Genomic DNA, 15,648 nt, shown 5'->3' on the forward strand with positions numbered 1-15,648 from the left:
GCGGCCCATCGCAGGCAAGCCAGCGCCCACACACCAAGCCACGCCACCGTCACTGTGGGAGCTGGCTTGCCTGCGATGGGCTGCGTAGCAGCCCCAGTACCGAGCCTCTACATGAACCACCCTCTTCTTCGCGCCCTGGCCATCTACCGTGAAATGCCCTGGCGCTTCGGCCTCGTGACCGCCTTGTACATCGCCGGCAACCTTGGCCTGGTCTGGCAGCAATGGCTGATCGGCCACGCGGTCGACGATGTCAGCGCTGGCCGCGCAGTGGTGCGCCTGCCCGACGGCAACCTGGATGCCGCCGTGGCCTGGCACTGGCTGTGGCTGCTGCTGGCCATCGCCCTGGGCCGTGGCGTGCTGCAATACGCCGCCGCAGTGCTGTCGCTGGTGCTCAGCCAGGCGCTGCTGACGCGCCTGCGCGAGCGCATCCTCACGCAGGTCCAGCGCCTGCACCTGGGCTACCACTGGCGCCACGGCATGGGTGAACTGGTCACCCGCACCACCCGCGACGCCGACAAGGTGCGCGATGCACTGATCACCTTCTGGCGACAGATCATCGAAACGCCCTTGGTGGTGATGGCCGCCGTGGGGCTGCTGAGCTGGTATGACCCACTGCTCGGCCTGGTGCCGCTGCTGCTGACCGGGGCCGGGCTGTGGCTGTTCGTCGTGCAGACCGATCGCCTGGTCACGCTCGATCGCGCCGTGGGCGCTGCCTACGATCAGGTCAGCCAGGACCTGGCAGAAGGCATCGGTGGCGTGCGCGTGATCAAGGCGTTCGGCCTGGAGGGCCAGCGCATCGAGCGGTTTGCCCACCAGGTGGGCGTGTTCACCGGTCACGCGCGCGCGGCCCTGGCCTATGCCAGCTCACGCATCCCGCTGCCACAGGCGGTGGTGGCGCTGGGGCATGTGTGGATCCTGGTGTACGGTGCCCACCGCGTGGCGGCGGGCGCGCTGGGCATCGGCGAGCTGGTCACTTCGCTGCTGGTGGCCACCACGCTGGTGTTCCGTATCGAAGGCATCGGCCGGGTTATGCAGACCTTCGCCGATGCCCGCGCCAGTGCGGAGCGCATCTGGCAACTGCTGGACGAGCAACCGGCGATCCTTGGCGGCCAGGCCACCCTGCCCCCTGGGCCATTGGGCCTGAAACTGGCCCAGGTGCGCGTCAGCGCCCCCACGGGCGAGCGCGCCATTTTGCAGGACTGCTCGCTGACCCTGCAGCCCGGCGAGGTGGTGGCACTGGTCGGCGCCACGGGCACCGGCAAGAGCCTGCTGGCCAGCCTGCTGCCGCGCCTGGCCGACGTGCAAGGCGGCGCCGTGCTGGTCGGCAGTGACGCCGTGGGCTGGCAGGATGTGCGCGCGCTCGACCTGGCCGACCTGCGCCGACGCGTCCAGGTGTTGCCGCAAGAAAGCTTCCTGTTCTCTGACAGCCTGGCGGCCAACCTGCGCCTGGCGGCAGCCAATGCCAGCACCGCTGAATTGCGCGAAGGGCTGCGCCTGGCGGCGGCAGACGATGTACTCGAACGCTTGCCCCATGGCCTCGACACGCCACTGGGCGACCGTGGCGTGACCCTCTCCGGCGGCCAGCGCCAGCGCCTGTGCCTGGCCCGCGCACTGCTCGGCGCGCCAGACATCCTGTGCCTGGACGACGCCACCAGCGCCCTGGATGCCCTGGGTGAGCGCCAGGTGCTGCACAACATCCGCCGCCTGCGCGGCGACACGGGCCAGGGGCCGACTTTGCTGCTGATCACCAGCCGCCTTTCGACCCTGCTGTTGGCCGACCGGGTAGTGATGCTGGAAAACGGCCGCATCAGCGCCAGTGGCAGCCATGCCGAGCTGAGCGCGAACAATGCCCACTACCGCGAGCTGCTGGGGATCGACCATGAGTAATGCACCCAACAAGGCCCCCAGCGATATCGAGATCGAGCAGCACCTGGCGCGCCAGGCCCTGGACCGTGGCATGTTCCACCGCCTGTTGCCGCTGCTGCGGCCCATTCGCCGGCAGATCCTGGCGGTGATCGGCATCGAACTGCTGCTGGTGTTCACCGTGTTCCTGCGGCCCTGGTTCGTCCGCGAGCTGCTCGACAAGGGGTTGGTGGCCAGCGCCGATCACTGGTTGCTGGACGAACGCCTGGTGCTGTGGCTGGGCCTGGGCCTGGCGGCCAGCTGGCTGGGGCGCTTCCTGCTGGCAGGCGTGTCGCAGTTCATTGCTGGGCGGGCGGCGATCCGCGTGCTCAACGACCTGCGGGTGAAGGTGTTTGCCCACGTGCAGGCGCTGTCGGTGAGCTACTTCGACCAGACCCGCGCCGGGCGCATCATTTCTCGCGTTGACCGTGATGTCGATGCGCTCGAACCGTTGTTGGTGCAAGGCCCGCCAGAGCTGCTCGGCGCCCTGCTGCGCTGCGGCCTGGCGGCGGTGATGCTGTGGCGCATCGAGCCGAGCTTCTTCTACAGCCTGGCCGCCACGGTGCCACTGCTGGCGTTGGCCACCTGGCGCTTCAAGCGGGTGTCGCAACGCAACTGGGCCAAGGTCGCCGAACAGCGCAGCCGCTTCACCGCGCACCTGGTCGAGAGCGTCAGCGGCGTGCGCTTGATTCAGCAATGTGGCCAGGAACAAAAAAACCAGACGCGCTACCGGCGCCTGCTCGAGGACTTCAACCAGGCCCTGATCCGCGGCAGCCTGCGCGCCGGCTGGTTCGCGCCGTTCACGGCACTGCTGAGCACGGCAGGCATGGCCGTATTGCTGCTGGTAGGCGCCCACGGCCTGGCCGAAGGCAAGGTCACTGTCGGCCAGGTGGCCGAGAGCCTGTTCTACGTGTTCCTGTTCCTGGGGCCACTGCAAGAGCTGTCGGACCTGTTCGAGCGCTATGCCACCGGCAGTGCGTCGGCGCAGCGGATCTTCCTGCTGCTCGACACCCGCCCACAGGTACTCGACCCGCAATCACCCCGCCCGCTGGCCAGGGCACGCGGCCAGGTGGACTTCGAACAGGTAGGCTTCGCCTACACCCCAAACGGCCCGCGCCCGGTGATCGATGGCCTCGACCTGCACATCCGCGCCGGTGAAGTGTTGGCCATCGTCGGCCCGTCCGGGCATGGCAAAAGTACCTTGGTGCAGTTGCTGACGCGTTTCTACGAAGTGCAACGCGGCGCCGTGAAACTGGACGGCATCGACCTGCGCGAACTGGCCCAGCATGACCTGCGGCGCAACGTCGGCGTGGTGCTGCAGGACAACGTGCTGTTCAGCGGCAGCATCCTCGACAACCTGCGCCTGGCGGCACCCGGTGCCGACGATGCACGCCTGGTGGCAGCTGCCCGCGAGTTGGGGGCAGACGAAGTGCTCGAGCGCCTGCCGCAGCGCTACCACACCGAAGTCGGGCCCCTGGGCGCGCACCTGAGCCATGGCCAACGGCAACTGGTGTGCCTGGTGCGCGCCTACCTGGCCGACCCGGCGGTACTGGTGCTCGACGAGGCCACCTCGGCGGTGGATGTGCACACCGAGCGGCGTATCCAGCAGGCCTTGCGGCGGCTGTGCCAAGGGCGCACGGCGATCATCATCGCCCACCGCCTGGCGACCATCCGCGATGCCGACCGCATCGCCGTGGTCCGCCATGGGCAGGTGGTGGAGCAAGGGGCGCATGCCGAGCTGATTGACCGGGGTGGGGCTTATGCGGCGTTGTATGAGGCCTACCTGCGCAGTGCCGGGGAGGTGCCGATAGAAGTTACCCCGGCCTGATTCAGCAGCCTCTTCGCCGGCAAGCCCGCTGCCACGGGTCGGAGCCCAGTGCCGACCCTGAGGGAGCGGGCTTGCCCGCGAAAGGGCCAGGCCTGCCCATGCTGCTCTCCCAGCATCCACTGCTTCCCGGTTGCTGCCACAGCAGCACCCCGCCCCTCTCCTGCACCGCAAGCCCCCGCCGCACAAGCCCAACGCCACGCATGGCACAGCCGTTGCACCACCCTCCCCATCCGCACAACCTCCCCTTCAGGAGCCCCCATGACCACCGAATTTTTCTGGCGCCTGCCCTTGGGCACCGATGGCCCGCAGTTGTCCACCGACCGCCACAACCGTGGCAACCCGCAGCACCGCCCCGGCAACATCGCCCCCGGTCGCCTGCCCAACGGCGAAAGCGACGGCTTTACCTACATCGACTACATCGCCCAGGTGGCCAAGGCCGCCGAGCTGGCAGGTTTCGAGGGTGCCTTGCTGCCCACCGGCCCCGAGCCGTGGATCGCTGCTGCAGCGCTGGCCCGCGAAACCCGCCGCATACGCTTTCTGATCGCGTTCCAGGCCACCTGGACCTTGCCCGCCTATGCCGCCCAGCAGGCCGCGATCCTGCAGAACCTCAGCGGCGGCAGGCTGGACTGGAACATCATCACCGGCGGCAACCCGGCCAGCCAGCGGGCCAACGGCGACTTCCTCGAACATGACCTGCGCTACAAGCGCACCGGTGAGTTCCTCGACGTGATCCAGGGCCTGTGGGCGCAGGACAAATTTTCCTACGACGGCGACATCTATCGCCTGGAAAACGGCAGCCTGCCACCCGGCCTGCAGCACGAGCGCAAACCGGGCGTGTACTTCTCCGGGTTTTCCGATGCAGCGCTGGACGTGGCGGCGCGCCACGCCGATGTGTACCTCAACTGGGCCGAGCCGATCGACACGCTCAAACCGCACATCGAGCGGGTCAGGGAACTGGCCGACAAACAAGGGCGCACCGTGCGCTTCGGCCTGCGCGTCGACCTGTTCGCCCGTGAGAACGAGGAACAGGCATGGCGGGAATTGCGCCAGCAGTTCGAGCGCCTGGAAGGCAAGGCCAGCGCCTCGGCCAAGGGCTTCGTGACCGGCTCCGACTCGGTCGGCGGCGCTCGCCAGGCGGCCTATCACCAAGGCTTGCAAGGCTTCGACGAACTGATCCTGGCGCGCAACCTGTGGGCCGGCTTCGCCAAGGCCAAGCCCGGCCCGACCGTGGGCCTGGTGGGCAGCCACCAGAACATCGCCGAGCGCCTGGCCGAATACCGTGATGCGGGTTTCAGCACGTTCATTCTGGCCAGCAACCCGCACCTGGAAGAAGCCTTGCGCATCGGCCAGGAAGTGCTGCCCCTGGTGCAACAGGCTGCCGCCACCACCCCCTTGAAGGCCAGCGCCTGAACCCGACGGAGCCGGAACATGAGCACACCCCTCGACACCCTTTGGTACACCCGCTGTCCAGTCCCCACTGGCCTGGGCATCGCCGTGCAGCAAGGCTGGCTGCAGGATGACCTGGCCAAACTGGGCACCCAGGTACAATCCCTGCGCGAATCCGACCAGCAGGCCGTGCGCGAATCGCACTTCGACCACAGCCTGCTCAACTCGGTCCGCCACGGCGGCAGCATCCCGGCCATCTGGGCTCGCGCGCAAGGTCGCGAAACCCGTGTGATCGGCCTGTCCTGGGCCGATGAAGCGCAGTTGATCCTGACCCGCCCGGACAGCGGCATCCACACGGTCAAGGACCTCAAGGGCCGGCGCTTCGGCCTGCCCGACTGGGCCTCGGCGCAGATCGACTTCACCCGCGCACAAGCCCTGCGCGGGCTGGAAAACGCCCTGAAACTCGAAGGCCTGCAAGTGGGCGACGTCGCGCTGGTCAACTACCGCTACGACGGCACCTTCAGCGACCGCCCAGTGCGCAATGTGGCGGGTACACCGGTGTCCAGCACGCAAAGCGAAGGCCGCAACCTGGAGTTGGCCGGGCTGTTGCGCGGCGAGGTCGATGCGATCTTTCTCAAGGGCGCGAGCGCCGTGCAACTGGCCCATGCCTTTGCCCTGCACACGGTCATAGACACCGGCAGCCACCCCGACCCGTTGATCCGCAGCAACAACGGCACGCCGCGCACCCTCGCTGTGGACAGCCACCTGTTGGCGCAACACCCGCAGGTGGTGCGCACCCTGCTCTCGTCCGTACTGCGCGCCGAACGCTGGGCCCATCAGCACCCGGACGAAACCCGCCGCTACCTGGCCCGTGAAACCAACAGCAGTGAATACTGGGTCACGGTCGCGTACGGCGCCGATGCCCACCTGCGCCTAAGCACCCGCCTGGATGACCAGGCTATCGACGCCCTGCAGGATTTTGTCGAATTTCTCAAACGCTGGCGCTTCATCCCCAACCGGTTCGAGGTACGTGACTGGATCGCCCGCCAACCCCTGGACCACTTGCTGGCCCCCACTCCCCTGGACAGGAAGCCCGTTACCCCATGACCAAGCCATTGGAAACGCTCTGGTACACCCACAGCCCTGTGCCCACCGGCCTCGGCATCGCCGTGCAATCCGGGCGCCTGGCCGAGGCCTTTGCGCCGTTCGGCACCAACATCCAGTCATTGCGCGAATCCAGCGAACGGGAAGTGCGCGAAGCCCACTACGACCACCACCTGCAGAACTCAGTACGCCACGGCGGCAACATCCCAGCAATCTGGGCCTACGCCAGTGGTGTCGAGACCCGCGTGCTGGGGTTGTCGTGGAGCGATGAAGTGCAACTGATCCTGACCACCGAAGAAAGCGGTGTGCGCAGTATCCGCGACCTGAAAAACCGCCGCTTCGGCTTGCCCAAGTGGGCCAACGTGCAGATCGATTTCACCCGCGCCCAGGCCCTGCGCGGGCTGGAAAACGCGCTGAAGCTCGAAGGCTTGAGCGTGGCGGATGTCGAACTGGTCGACTACCCCTACGGCGGTACCTACAGCGACGACGCCAAGCAGCACCTGTATGGCGCCGAAGTGAGCCTGGACACCAGCCGTTTCAGCCGCCGCAACAACGAACTGATCGGCCTGCTGCGCGGCGACATCGACGCGATCTTCCTCAAGGGCGCCCATGCGGTGCACCTGGCCCACGAGTTTGGCCTGCGTGTAGTCGTCGATACCGGCAGCCACCCCGACCCGCTGATCCGCAGCAACAACGGCACACCGCGCACCTTGACCGTGGACCGGCATTTGCTGGAAGAGCACTTCGATGCCAGCCGTACACTGGTCGACACGGTGTTGCGCACCGAGCAGTGGGCGTGGGCCAACCCGGAAGAGACCCGGCGCTTCCTTGCCCGTGAGCTGAACACCAGCGAGTACTGGGTGGCGGCGGCTTATGGCGACGATGCCCACCGGCGCTTGCGCACGACCCTGGACAGCCGCTCGATCGATGCGTTGCAGGACTTTACCGAGTTCCTGTTCAGGTGGGGGTTCATACCGCGCCGGTTCGATGTGCGGGAGTGGATCGACTTCAGCGTGCTGGAGCGTGTAATCGGTTCGACTTCGCGGTTGGCTGTGTGACCCTGGGGGCGCTATGCGCCCCCTTCGCGGGACCAGCCCGCTCCCACAGGTTCACCGCAGCTTCCTGGCCTGCGGCGTATCTGTGGGAGCAACTTCCAAAAATCCTCAAAGACAGTTGCTCCCACAGGTGCGGCGCTAGCTTTGGAGGCTACACAGTTCGGGTGGGAGCCGGCTTGCCGGCGATAGGGCCGCAACGCGGCCCCAACACGCTCAACCAAACGCTGCTGCCCCAGCAGCACCCGCCAAGCACCCCACTGCTGCCCTACCGGCAACAGCCCCCTAATAATCCAATTAAATTCATATAATTCAACAACTTAAAAACATGGCACAGTCCCTGCTCTAGCTCTCCCCAACAACGCTTTACATACGGGGAGATTCACCATGCACCAGCTCCACCCACTGGCCCGCCAGATCAGCCTCGCGCTGCTGCTGGCCGGCACCGGCGGCCAGGCCGTCGCCGCCAACGAAGACGCCAAGACCGAGCCCGCCCTGGAAACCGTCACCGTCACGGCCCAGCACCGCGAGCAGACCCTGCAGGAAGTCCCAGTCGCCGTGTCGGCGATCAAGGGCACCAGCATCACTGCAGACGGCGTGCGCTCGATGGGCGACATCACCACCTTCGTGCCCAACGCCTCGGCCAAGAACCCCGACGGCGATGGCCGGCCGCGCTGGTACATCCGTGGCCTGGGCACCGGTGACACCGGTGCCGCGACAGTCTACCCAGTGGGCATCTACGCCGACGACGTCTACCTCAACGCACCGATCGCCGGCGGCGGCCCGCTGTTCGACCTCGAACGCATCGAGATCCTGCGCGGGCCGCAGGGCACCCTGTATGGCAAGAACACCACGGCGGGCGCGGTCAACGTGATCTCCAAGAAGCCAACCTTCGACACCGACGGCTACGGCACGGTCGGCGTCGGCAGCAAGAACGAACGGATCCTCACCGGTGCCATCGGCGGCGCGCTGGTGGACGAAAAACTGGCCGGCCGGGTGTCGCTGTACTCCGAAGAACGCGATGGCTTCCAGCACAACGACTTCGACGGCAACACCTATGGCGACGTCAACAAAAAAGCCATCCGCCTGCAGTTCCTCGCCCAGCTCAACCCCGACCTGGACGCCTTGCTGAAGCTGCACAGCCGCCAGTTCAAGGGCGATGGCAGCAACGGCGCGCTGCCGGTGGGCCGCTATTACAACGTCGGTTACGAGCGCCCCAATGGCCGCGACATTTCGCTCAACGTCAACGAGGACTACCGCCTCGACCACGACGGCGCGTCGCTGACCTTCAACTGGTACCTGGGCGATTACACCCTGACCTCGATCAGCGCCTACGACTACATCCGCAACCGCTCGACCAGCGACGCCGACTACACCCCGTACGAGGTCAACGGCGCGTCGATCACCGACAACAGCTACCGCCAGTGGTCGCAGGAGCTGCGCCTGGCATCGCCGGAAGATCGCCCGCTGCACTGGCTGGCGGGCGCGCACTACTTCCATGAAGACCTCGACAGCGCGGCCCAGCGCATCGTCACCCCGGGCCCGACACCCAACGGCACCGGTTCGAACCAGGTCGGCACCACCGCGTTCCGCGACCTGGGCTATGACCACCGCACCGACAGCTACGCGCTGTTTGGCAACCTCACCTACGACTTCACCGATGACTTCAGCGTGACGGGTGGCCTGCGCTGGACCCAGGAGAAAAAAGACATCGACCTGGACCTGACCCAGTTGACCCGCACCACCGCCAACGGCCCGCTGATCCCGCTGGCAGGCGTGGGCACCAACGGCAATCGCCAGGAAGACAAGACTTGGGAAGCCTGGACTTACGACCTGACCCCCGAGTACCGCATCAACGACAACCTGCGGGTGTTCTTCCGCTATGCCCATGGCTTCCGCTCCGGCGGCTTCAACACCGGGCTATCGACCAGCCTTGCACAGCTGACCACAGTGGACCCGGAAGAGCTGGATGCCTACGAGTTGGGCCTGAAATCCGAGTGGTTCGACCGCCGCCTGACGGTTAACGCCAACGTCTTCTACTACGACTACAAGGACATTCAGGTGAACCTGCTGACGGTCAACAACGGCGTGCTCACCACCGCCTTGACCAACGGCGCCAAGGGCAAGGTAAAAGGGGCGGAGCTGGAGATCGAAGGCCAGCCGACCGACCGCCTGCACGTGCGTGCGGCGGTGTCCTTCCTCGACACCGAATACACCGACTTCAAGAACACCAACCCCACCACTGGCGCGGTGACCGGCGACTACAGCGGCAACAGCTTCGTGCGCTCGCCACGCAACGTGGTGTCGCTGGGTGCCGACTACACCTTTCCGTTGCAGGTCGGCGGCAAGCTGGTGGCCGGCGGCGACGTGAGTTTCCGCGACAAGGAATACTTTCTTGCTGACCGCCAGAGCAGCGCTGACGAAACCCTCAGCCAGCCCCACTACACACTGGCCAACGCCCGCCTGACCTGGTTCAGCCCCGACGACAAGCTGAGCGTGACCGGCTTCGTCAACAACCTGACCGACCGCCGCTACCAGGTGCATGGCCGGCCTAACGGGACTGCCGGGCAGTACGTGATCACCTATGGCGACCCACGCACGGTCGGGCTGAGTGTCACCAGCCGCTTCTAAGTCACCGTGCAAGGCCCTATCGCCGGCAAGCCGGCTCCCACAGGTTCAACACCTCCCCTGAACACAATGGGGTTCCTGTGGGAGCGGGCTTGCCCGCGAAGACGTCAGCACTGACAACACCTATTCCAGCAGGAACCCACTATGCCCCACCACACCCCCTTGGCCAGCGCCATCGCCCTGGCCATCGGCAGCCTTGCCGTGCCCGCATTCGCCGCCGAACCCGCCACCAACCTCGACACCGTGGTCGTGGTCGGCACCCACCGCAGCGACGTCACCGCCCTGCAAAGCGCTGCGCCCGTCGACGTCCTGAGTGGCGAAAAACTGCAGGAAACCGGCGCCAGCGACCTGTCCGCCGCGCTCACGGCCTTGTCACCGTCGTTCAGCTTCCCGCAATCGCCACAAGGCGCCTTTGCCGGCTCCATCGCCCAGGGCGCCTCGCTGCGCGGCCTGGCTTCCGACCAGGTGCTGGTGCTGGTCAACGGCAAACGCCGCCACACCAGCGCCAACGTTACCCGCCAAGGCCTGGTCAACGCCCGCGGCGCGGCGGCAGTGGACCTCAGCCTGATCCCACTGTCGGCCATCGAGCGGGTAGAGATCCTGCGCGATGGCGCCGCCGCCCAATACGGTTCGGACGCCATCGCCGGGGTGATCAACATCGTCCTCAAGGAACGCGACGACGGCGGCAACGCCGGCTACCGCTTCGGCGGCTACAAGAAAGGCGATGGCCTGCAACGCAAGCTCAGCGGCTGGAAAGGCTTTACCCTGCCCAACGACGGCTTCCTTACCCTGGCCTTCGACGCTGGCAGCCAGGACCCAGCCAGCGACACGCGCGACGACAACCGCCTGTTCTATCCCGGCTCGACCAGCATCGACACCCCGCGTGAGCAGAACAACCGCTACCGCAACTGGCGCTGGGGCTCGGGCAACGTCTCGGACCAGTACAACTTCACCGCCAACGCCGAGATGGGCCTGAGCGAGGGCCTGAGCGCTTATGGCTTCGCCACCTACGCGCACAAGAACACCGACGCCGAGAACTTTTTCGACCCGCCCACCACCCTGCGCAACAACTACGGCAGCGTGGCGCTGGCGCGCTACCCCGACGGCCGCTTGCCAGTCACCCGCTATGGCCTGGAAGACTTCGCCGTCACCAGTGGCCTGCGCCTGGAGAATGAAGGACTGGGCAACTTTGACCTGGCGCTGAACTACGGCAACAACCGTGTCGACTCCACCGACCGCGACGCCATCAACCCCAGCTGGGGCACCGCCAGCCCCTCGACCCTCTACACCGGCCGGCGCGAAGCCGACCAGACCAACCTGACCCTGGACTGGACACGCGACTTCGCCAACGACTGGCTGTTCAAGCCACTGACCGTTTCGGCAGGGCTGGCCTGGCGCCAGGAGAACTTCGACCTGACCGAGGGTGACGCCGCCGGCTGGTCCAACGGGCCGCTGTTCAACACCGTCGACCCGGTTTCTGGCCGGCGTATTCCCGGTTATTACTCGGGCATCACCCAGGTCGATGCGGTGTCGCTCGACCGCCGGGTGATCGGCGCCTACTTGGATGTCGAAGCCCAGCTCACCGAGAAATTCCAGGCCGGCGTGGCGGTGCGCAGTGAGCACTACTCGGACTTTGGCGACACTACCAACGGCAAACTGTCGCTGCGCTATGACTTCACCCCCGAAATCGCCGCCCGGGCCAGCGCCAGCACCGGCTACCGCGCGCCTTCACTGGTGCAGAGCGGGTTGTCCTCGTTCAGCGTGCAGGTGGTGGAGCAACCGCCGGGCAGTGGCAACTGGGTCGAGGTGCAACAGCGCACCCTGCGGGCCGACAGCCCGGAAGCGGCGCTGCTGGGTGGCAAGTCGCTCAAGCCCGAAGAGTCGACCAACTTCTCCGTGGGCCTGGTCTGGCGCCCGCTGCCTAATGCCTCGGTGACGCTGGATGCCTACCGCATCGACATCGACAACCGCATCACCTTGTCCGACCAGTTGCCGTCGTCAGTGGTCACGCCGATTTTCGCCGGCACGCCCTACGCCAATATCCAGAGTGCGGCGTTCTACACCAACATCGCCGACACCCGCACCGATGGCTTCGAGCTGGCCGGCCACTACCAGCTCGAGCTGGGCGGCTGGGGCCGGCTGGACTTCAACGGCGGCTATGCGCGCAACAACACCCGTATCACCGGGCTGGACGACGTGGGCAGCATCTCCGGCAACCAGATCATCGGCCGCAACACCCAAGGCCTGATCGAGGACGGTACGCCCAAGGACAAACTGACCTTGAGCGCCAACTGGCTGTATGACGGCTGGAGCGTCACCGTGGCCCAGCGCCGTTATGGCGAATGGCAGAGCCGCAACGCCGCCAACCCGGCGCTGGACCAGACGTTTGCTGCGCAGTGGGTGACCGACCTGGATGTGTCGTACCGCTTCGACCTTGGCCTGACCTTGTCGGCGGGCGCGATCAACCTGTTCGACAGCCACCCAGACAAGCTCGAAGGCGCGCAGCTGTATGGGGTGCCGAAGTATTCCATCACCAGCCCCGAGGGGGCGCAGGGGGCGTTCTACTACACCAGCGTCAGTTACGATTTCTGATCAGCGACCGCGCTGGCTTCTTCGCGGGCAAGCCCGCTCCCACCCGAACTGTGTAGCCTCCAAAGCTAGCACCGCACCTGTGGGAGCTGGCTTGCCAGCGATGAGGCCAGAACAAGCACCACAAGACAGTTGCTCTCACAGGGTCAGCAACTCGCTTGCGATCTTTGTACTCTGCGTACTTGTGGAAGCGGGCTTGCCCGCGATGAAGCCAGCACACGTAGTGCTGACGACCTGCTGCTGGAGCAGCAGCCCTGTGCTGCTCCAGCACCACCACATTCTCATCCCCCGTATTTCCGGGCCTTCAGCGCCTGGCACAGCTCTTGCGATAGCCCTTTGTATCGTCTGCTCCCCCAAGGCCCGCCATGCGCTTGCTCTCGCCCCTCTCCTGGTTGATCTCCCCTGCAGCCCTGCTCGCGCTCTGGGCCGTGCTGGCCAACGCTGGGCTGTTCCCTGCCAACCTGCTGGTGCCACCGCTGGAGGTCTGGCACAGCTTCACCGAACTGCTGGCCACCGGCGAGCTGCAGGAACACCTTTCTGGCAGCCTTTCGCGCCTGGCTCTGGGCTTTGTCGGCGGCGCGCTCGGCGGCCTGGCATTCGGCACGGCGCTGGCCTTGTCATACACCGTGGAGGCCTACTGCGCACCGCTGTTTCACACGCTTCGCCAGGTGCCCAGCATCGCCTTGATCCCGATGTTCGTGCTGCTGTTTGGCGTCGATGAAACCTTCAAGATCGTCATCGTCGCCAAGACCGCGTTCTTCCCCGTGGCCCTGGCCACCTGTGAAGGGGTGCGCGCCATTCCGCGCAGTCACTTCGAGGTCGCAGCGGTGTACCGCCTGCGCTGGACCACGTTGGTCGGCCGTATTGCCCTGCCCGCTGCCGTGCCCGCGATCGTCACCGGCGTGCGCGTGGCGTTGACCCGCGCCTGGGTGGTGCTGGTGGCCTGCGAGCTGCTGGCCGCCGACAGCGGGCTGGGGCAGATGATTGAAATGGGCCGGCAGATGCTGCGTATCGATGTCGTGATGGTCGGGGTGGTGATCACCGGTGTGATCGGCTTCACCCTGGATTTTGCCCTACGCCGCGTGGAGCGGCGCTTGTCTGGCTGGCAAAGCCGCTGAGGAGGCAGTAATGAAGCTACACAATACCCGCGGCCTGGTGCTGCCATTGCTGCTGCTCGGCGCCTGGGAATACGCCTCACGCCAGGACGCCGCCGGCGCCTACGCCTTCGTGCCACTGGCGCAGGTGGGGTCGGCATGGGTCGAACTGCTGGGCAGCGGCGAGCTGCTGATCAACCTGTGGGCAAGCCTGGTGCGCACCTGCACCGGCCTGGCGGTGGGCATCGTCGGTGGCATCGGGCTGGGCGCGCTGATGGCCCTGTCCGCCCCTGCCAACCGCCTGATCGCGCCGCTGTTCCATGCCCTGCGCCAGGTGCCGATGCTGGGCTGGATCCCGTTGATCGCCCTGTGGCTGGGCAACGGCGAAAGCGCCAAGCTGCTGATCGTCAGCCTTGCGGCTTTGTACCCCATGGTGCTCAACACCTTCGAAAGCCTGCGCCAGGTCGAGGGCCAGCACCGTGAAGCCGCCCGCGTGCTGATGCTCAGCCGCGCCCAGCAACTGCGCCTGATCCTGCTACCTGCCGCCTTGCCGGGCATCGCCGCTGGCGTGCTGCAGGCACTGGCATTCGCCTGGGTGACCTCGGTCGGCAGCGAGCTGTTCCTGTCTTCCGGTGCCGGCCTCGGCAGCCTGATGATGACCGCCGAGGCCAGCGCGCGCATGGAGATCATCGTGGTCTGCGTGCTGTGCATCGGCCTGTGCGGCTACCTGATGTCCTGGCTCTGCACCCTCCTCTCCCGCCGCCTGCTGCGCTGGCGCCCGACCCGTTGAAAGGCCCGACCATGAACGCCATCGCCCATGCTCTACCCACCACCGCCACCCACGGCGCACTGACCCTTCGTGGCCTGAGCAAGACCTACGCCCTCAAGGGCAAGCCGATGCAAGTGCTCAAGGACATCGAGCTGAACATCCAACCTGGCGAATTCGTCAGCATTGTCGGCGCCAGCGGCTGTGGCAAGTCCACGCTGCTGCGGCTGATCGTCGGCCTCGACCAGGACTATCACGGGCAGATCCTGCTCGACCAGCAACCCGTGCGCGGGCCGGGCCTGGAACGCGGCATCGTGTTCCAGGACCACCGCCTGTTCCCATGGATGACCTTGCAGCAGAACATCGCCCTGGCCCTGAAAAACCACACCATGCCAGCCACGCACAAGGACCGCCTGGTGGCTGAGCACATCGAGCTGGTGGGCCTGAGCGGTTACGAACACGCCTACCCGCACCAGCTCTCAGGCGGCATGGCCCAGCGCGCGGCCATTGCCCGGGCGCTGGTGAACAAACCCAAGGTGCTGCTGCTCGACGAGCCGCTCGGCGCCCTCGATGCCCTGACCCGGGTGAGGCTGCAGCAAGAGCTGCAGCGCATCTGGGTGCAGGAGCGGTGCACCGTGATCATGGTCACCCATGACATCGAGGAGGCGCTGTACCTGGGTGACCGGGTGATCGTGATGGATGCCCACCCTGGCAGAATCCGCGAGGACCTGCGCATCGACTTGCCGCACCCGCGTGAGCGCGACAGTGCGGTGCTGCACGCGTACAAACAGCGGTTGCTGGGCGAGCTGGTGGGGCATTGAGGTGCGCCTGTGCTAATGTCGGTCGACTTGCTTGCCCATCAACATGGAGCCCCCTACATGGACGTACGTTGCACATCGATCGAGGACGTTCGCTCGCGCATCGACCACATCGACCAGAACCTGGTCGCGCTGCTCGCCCAACGCGGCCAACTGGTCGCCCAGGCAGCCACCTTCAAGAAGACCACCGACGATGTGCGCGCACCGGCGCGGGTCGAGCAGGTGATTGCCAAGGTGCGTGCAATTGCCAGCGATACCGGGGCGTCGCCCGACGTGGTGGAACGGGTGTACCGGGCGATGATTGCGGCCTTTATCGATGAAGAGCTGAAACTGCATGCCGCATTGAGCCGTGAGTGAACCGCGGTCGCTTCCATACCCCTTCGTCATGCGTGAACCCGGTAGGAGCAGCCTTGAGCTGCGAAGAGGCCGGTGACAGCAGCAAAAATACGCTGTGCTGTTACCGGCCTCTTCGCAGCACAAG

Annotated in this window: 11 protein-coding genes; all 11 read left to right on the forward strand. The window is 66.1% G+C overall.

Going from position 1 to position 15,648, the window contains the following annotated elements; all coding sequences use genetic code 11:
- Positions 1-111: 111 nt before the first annotated feature.
- A complete protein-coding gene (locus tag D886_RS0109800) occupies positions 112-1,887 on the forward strand; it encodes an ABC transporter ATP-binding protein (RefSeq protein WP_027593760.1) in 1,776 nt (591 codons plus the stop codon).
- The gene (locus D886_RS0109805; RefSeq protein ID WP_027593761.1) at positions 1,880-3,730 is read left to right on the forward strand and encodes an ABC transporter ATP-binding protein; all 1,851 of its coding nucleotides are present in this window, start codon (positions 1,880-1,882) and stop codon (positions 3,728-3,730) included. The genes D886_RS0109800 and D886_RS0109805 overlap by 8 nt, the downstream gene beginning before the upstream one ends.
- A 258-nt stretch (positions 3,731-3,988) precedes the next feature.
- Entirely contained in the window at positions 3,989-5,140 is a 1,152-nt protein-coding gene (locus tag D886_RS0109810) for an LLM class flavin-dependent oxidoreductase (RefSeq protein ID WP_027593762.1), read from the forward strand.
- 18 nt (positions 5,141-5,158) lie between these two features.
- Entirely contained in the window at positions 5,159-6,223 is a 1,065-nt protein-coding gene (locus D886_RS0109815; RefSeq protein WP_027593763.1) for an ABC transporter substrate-binding protein, read from the forward strand.
- A complete protein-coding gene (locus tag D886_RS0109820; RefSeq protein ID WP_027593764.1) occupies positions 6,220-7,278 on the forward strand; it encodes an ABC transporter substrate-binding protein in 1,059 nt (352 codons plus the stop codon). Before D886_RS0109815 ends, D886_RS0109820 begins: the two co-directional genes overlap by 4 nt.
- A gap of 381 nt (positions 7,279-7,659) precedes the next feature.
- On the forward strand, positions 7,660-9,903 hold the full coding sequence (locus D886_RS0109825) for a TonB-dependent receptor (protein ID WP_027593765.1): 2,244 nt from the start codon (positions 7,660-7,662) through the stop codon (positions 9,901-9,903).
- A 141-nt stretch (positions 9,904-10,044) separates the two neighbouring features.
- Positions 10,045-12,492 carry a TonB-dependent siderophore receptor gene (locus tag D886_RS0109830; RefSeq protein ID WP_027593766.1) on the forward strand — a complete coding sequence of 816 codons (2,448 nt, stop codon included), beginning with the start codon at positions 10,045-10,047 and terminating at the stop codon, positions 12,490-12,492.
- Between the two features lie 362 nt (positions 12,493-12,854).
- Positions 12,855-13,607, forward strand: a complete 753-nt coding sequence (locus D886_RS0109840) for an ABC transporter permease (RefSeq protein ID WP_027593767.1) — start codon at positions 12,855-12,857, stop codon at positions 13,605-13,607.
- 10 nt (positions 13,608-13,617) lie between these two features.
- Complete coding sequence (locus tag D886_RS0109845) at positions 13,618-14,373, forward strand: ABC transporter permease (protein WP_027593768.1); 756 nt, start codon at positions 13,618-13,620, stop codon at positions 14,371-14,373.
- A gap of 11 nt (positions 14,374-14,384) precedes the next feature.
- Entirely contained in the window at positions 14,385-15,170 is a 786-nt protein-coding gene (locus D886_RS0109850) for an ABC transporter ATP-binding protein (protein ID WP_027593769.1), read from the forward strand.
- A 57-nt stretch (positions 15,171-15,227) separates the two neighbouring features.
- Positions 15,228-15,524 (forward strand): chorismate mutase, encoded by a 297-nt coding sequence (locus tag D886_RS0109855; RefSeq protein ID WP_027593770.1) that lies wholly within the window; start codon positions 15,228-15,230, stop codon positions 15,522-15,524.
- The last annotated feature ends 124 nt before the right edge of the window (positions 15,525-15,648 follow it).

The sequence above is a fragment of the Pseudomonas sp. LAIL14HWK12:I7 genome (genome assembly GCF_000483465.1).
Taxonomy (GTDB): Bacteria; Pseudomonadota; Gammaproteobacteria; order Pseudomonadales; family Pseudomonadaceae; genus Aquipseudomonas; species Aquipseudomonas kermanshahensis.

Coding starts and splice junctions, on each gene's coding strand:
- D886_RS0109830 (WP_027593766.1), top strand. CDS start 10,045: ATGCCCCACCACACCCCCTTGGCCAGCGCCATCGCCCTGGCCATCGGC.
- D886_RS0109815 (WP_027593763.1), top strand. CDS start 5,159: ATGAGCACACCCCTCGACACCCTTTGGTACACCCGCTGTCCAGTCCCC.
- D886_RS0109855 (WP_027593770.1), top strand. CDS start 15,228: ATGGACGTACGTTGCACATCGATCGAGGACGTTCGCTCGCGCATCGAC.
- D886_RS0109820 (WP_027593764.1), top strand. CDS start 6,220: ATGACCAAGCCATTGGAAACGCTCTGGTACACCCACAGCCCTGTGCCC.
- D886_RS0109805 (WP_027593761.1), top strand. CDS start 1,880: ATGAGTAATGCACCCAACAAGGCCCCCAGCGATATCGAGATCGAGCAG.
- D886_RS0109810 (WP_027593762.1), top strand. CDS start 3,989: ATGACCACCGAATTTTTCTGGCGCCTGCCCTTGGGCACCGATGGCCCG.
- D886_RS0109800 (WP_027593760.1), top strand. CDS start 112: ATGAACCACCCTCTTCTTCGCGCCCTGGCCATCTACCGTGAAATGCCC.
- D886_RS0109840 (WP_027593767.1), top strand. CDS start 12,855: ATGCGCTTGCTCTCGCCCCTCTCCTGGTTGATCTCCCCTGCAGCCCTG.
- D886_RS0109850 (WP_027593769.1), top strand. CDS start 14,385: ATGAACGCCATCGCCCATGCTCTACCCACCACCGCCACCCACGGCGCA.
- D886_RS0109845 (WP_027593768.1), top strand. CDS start 13,618: ATGAAGCTACACAATACCCGCGGCCTGGTGCTGCCATTGCTGCTGCTC.
- D886_RS0109825 (WP_027593765.1), top strand. CDS start 7,660: ATGCACCAGCTCCACCCACTGGCCCGCCAGATCAGCCTCGCGCTGCTG.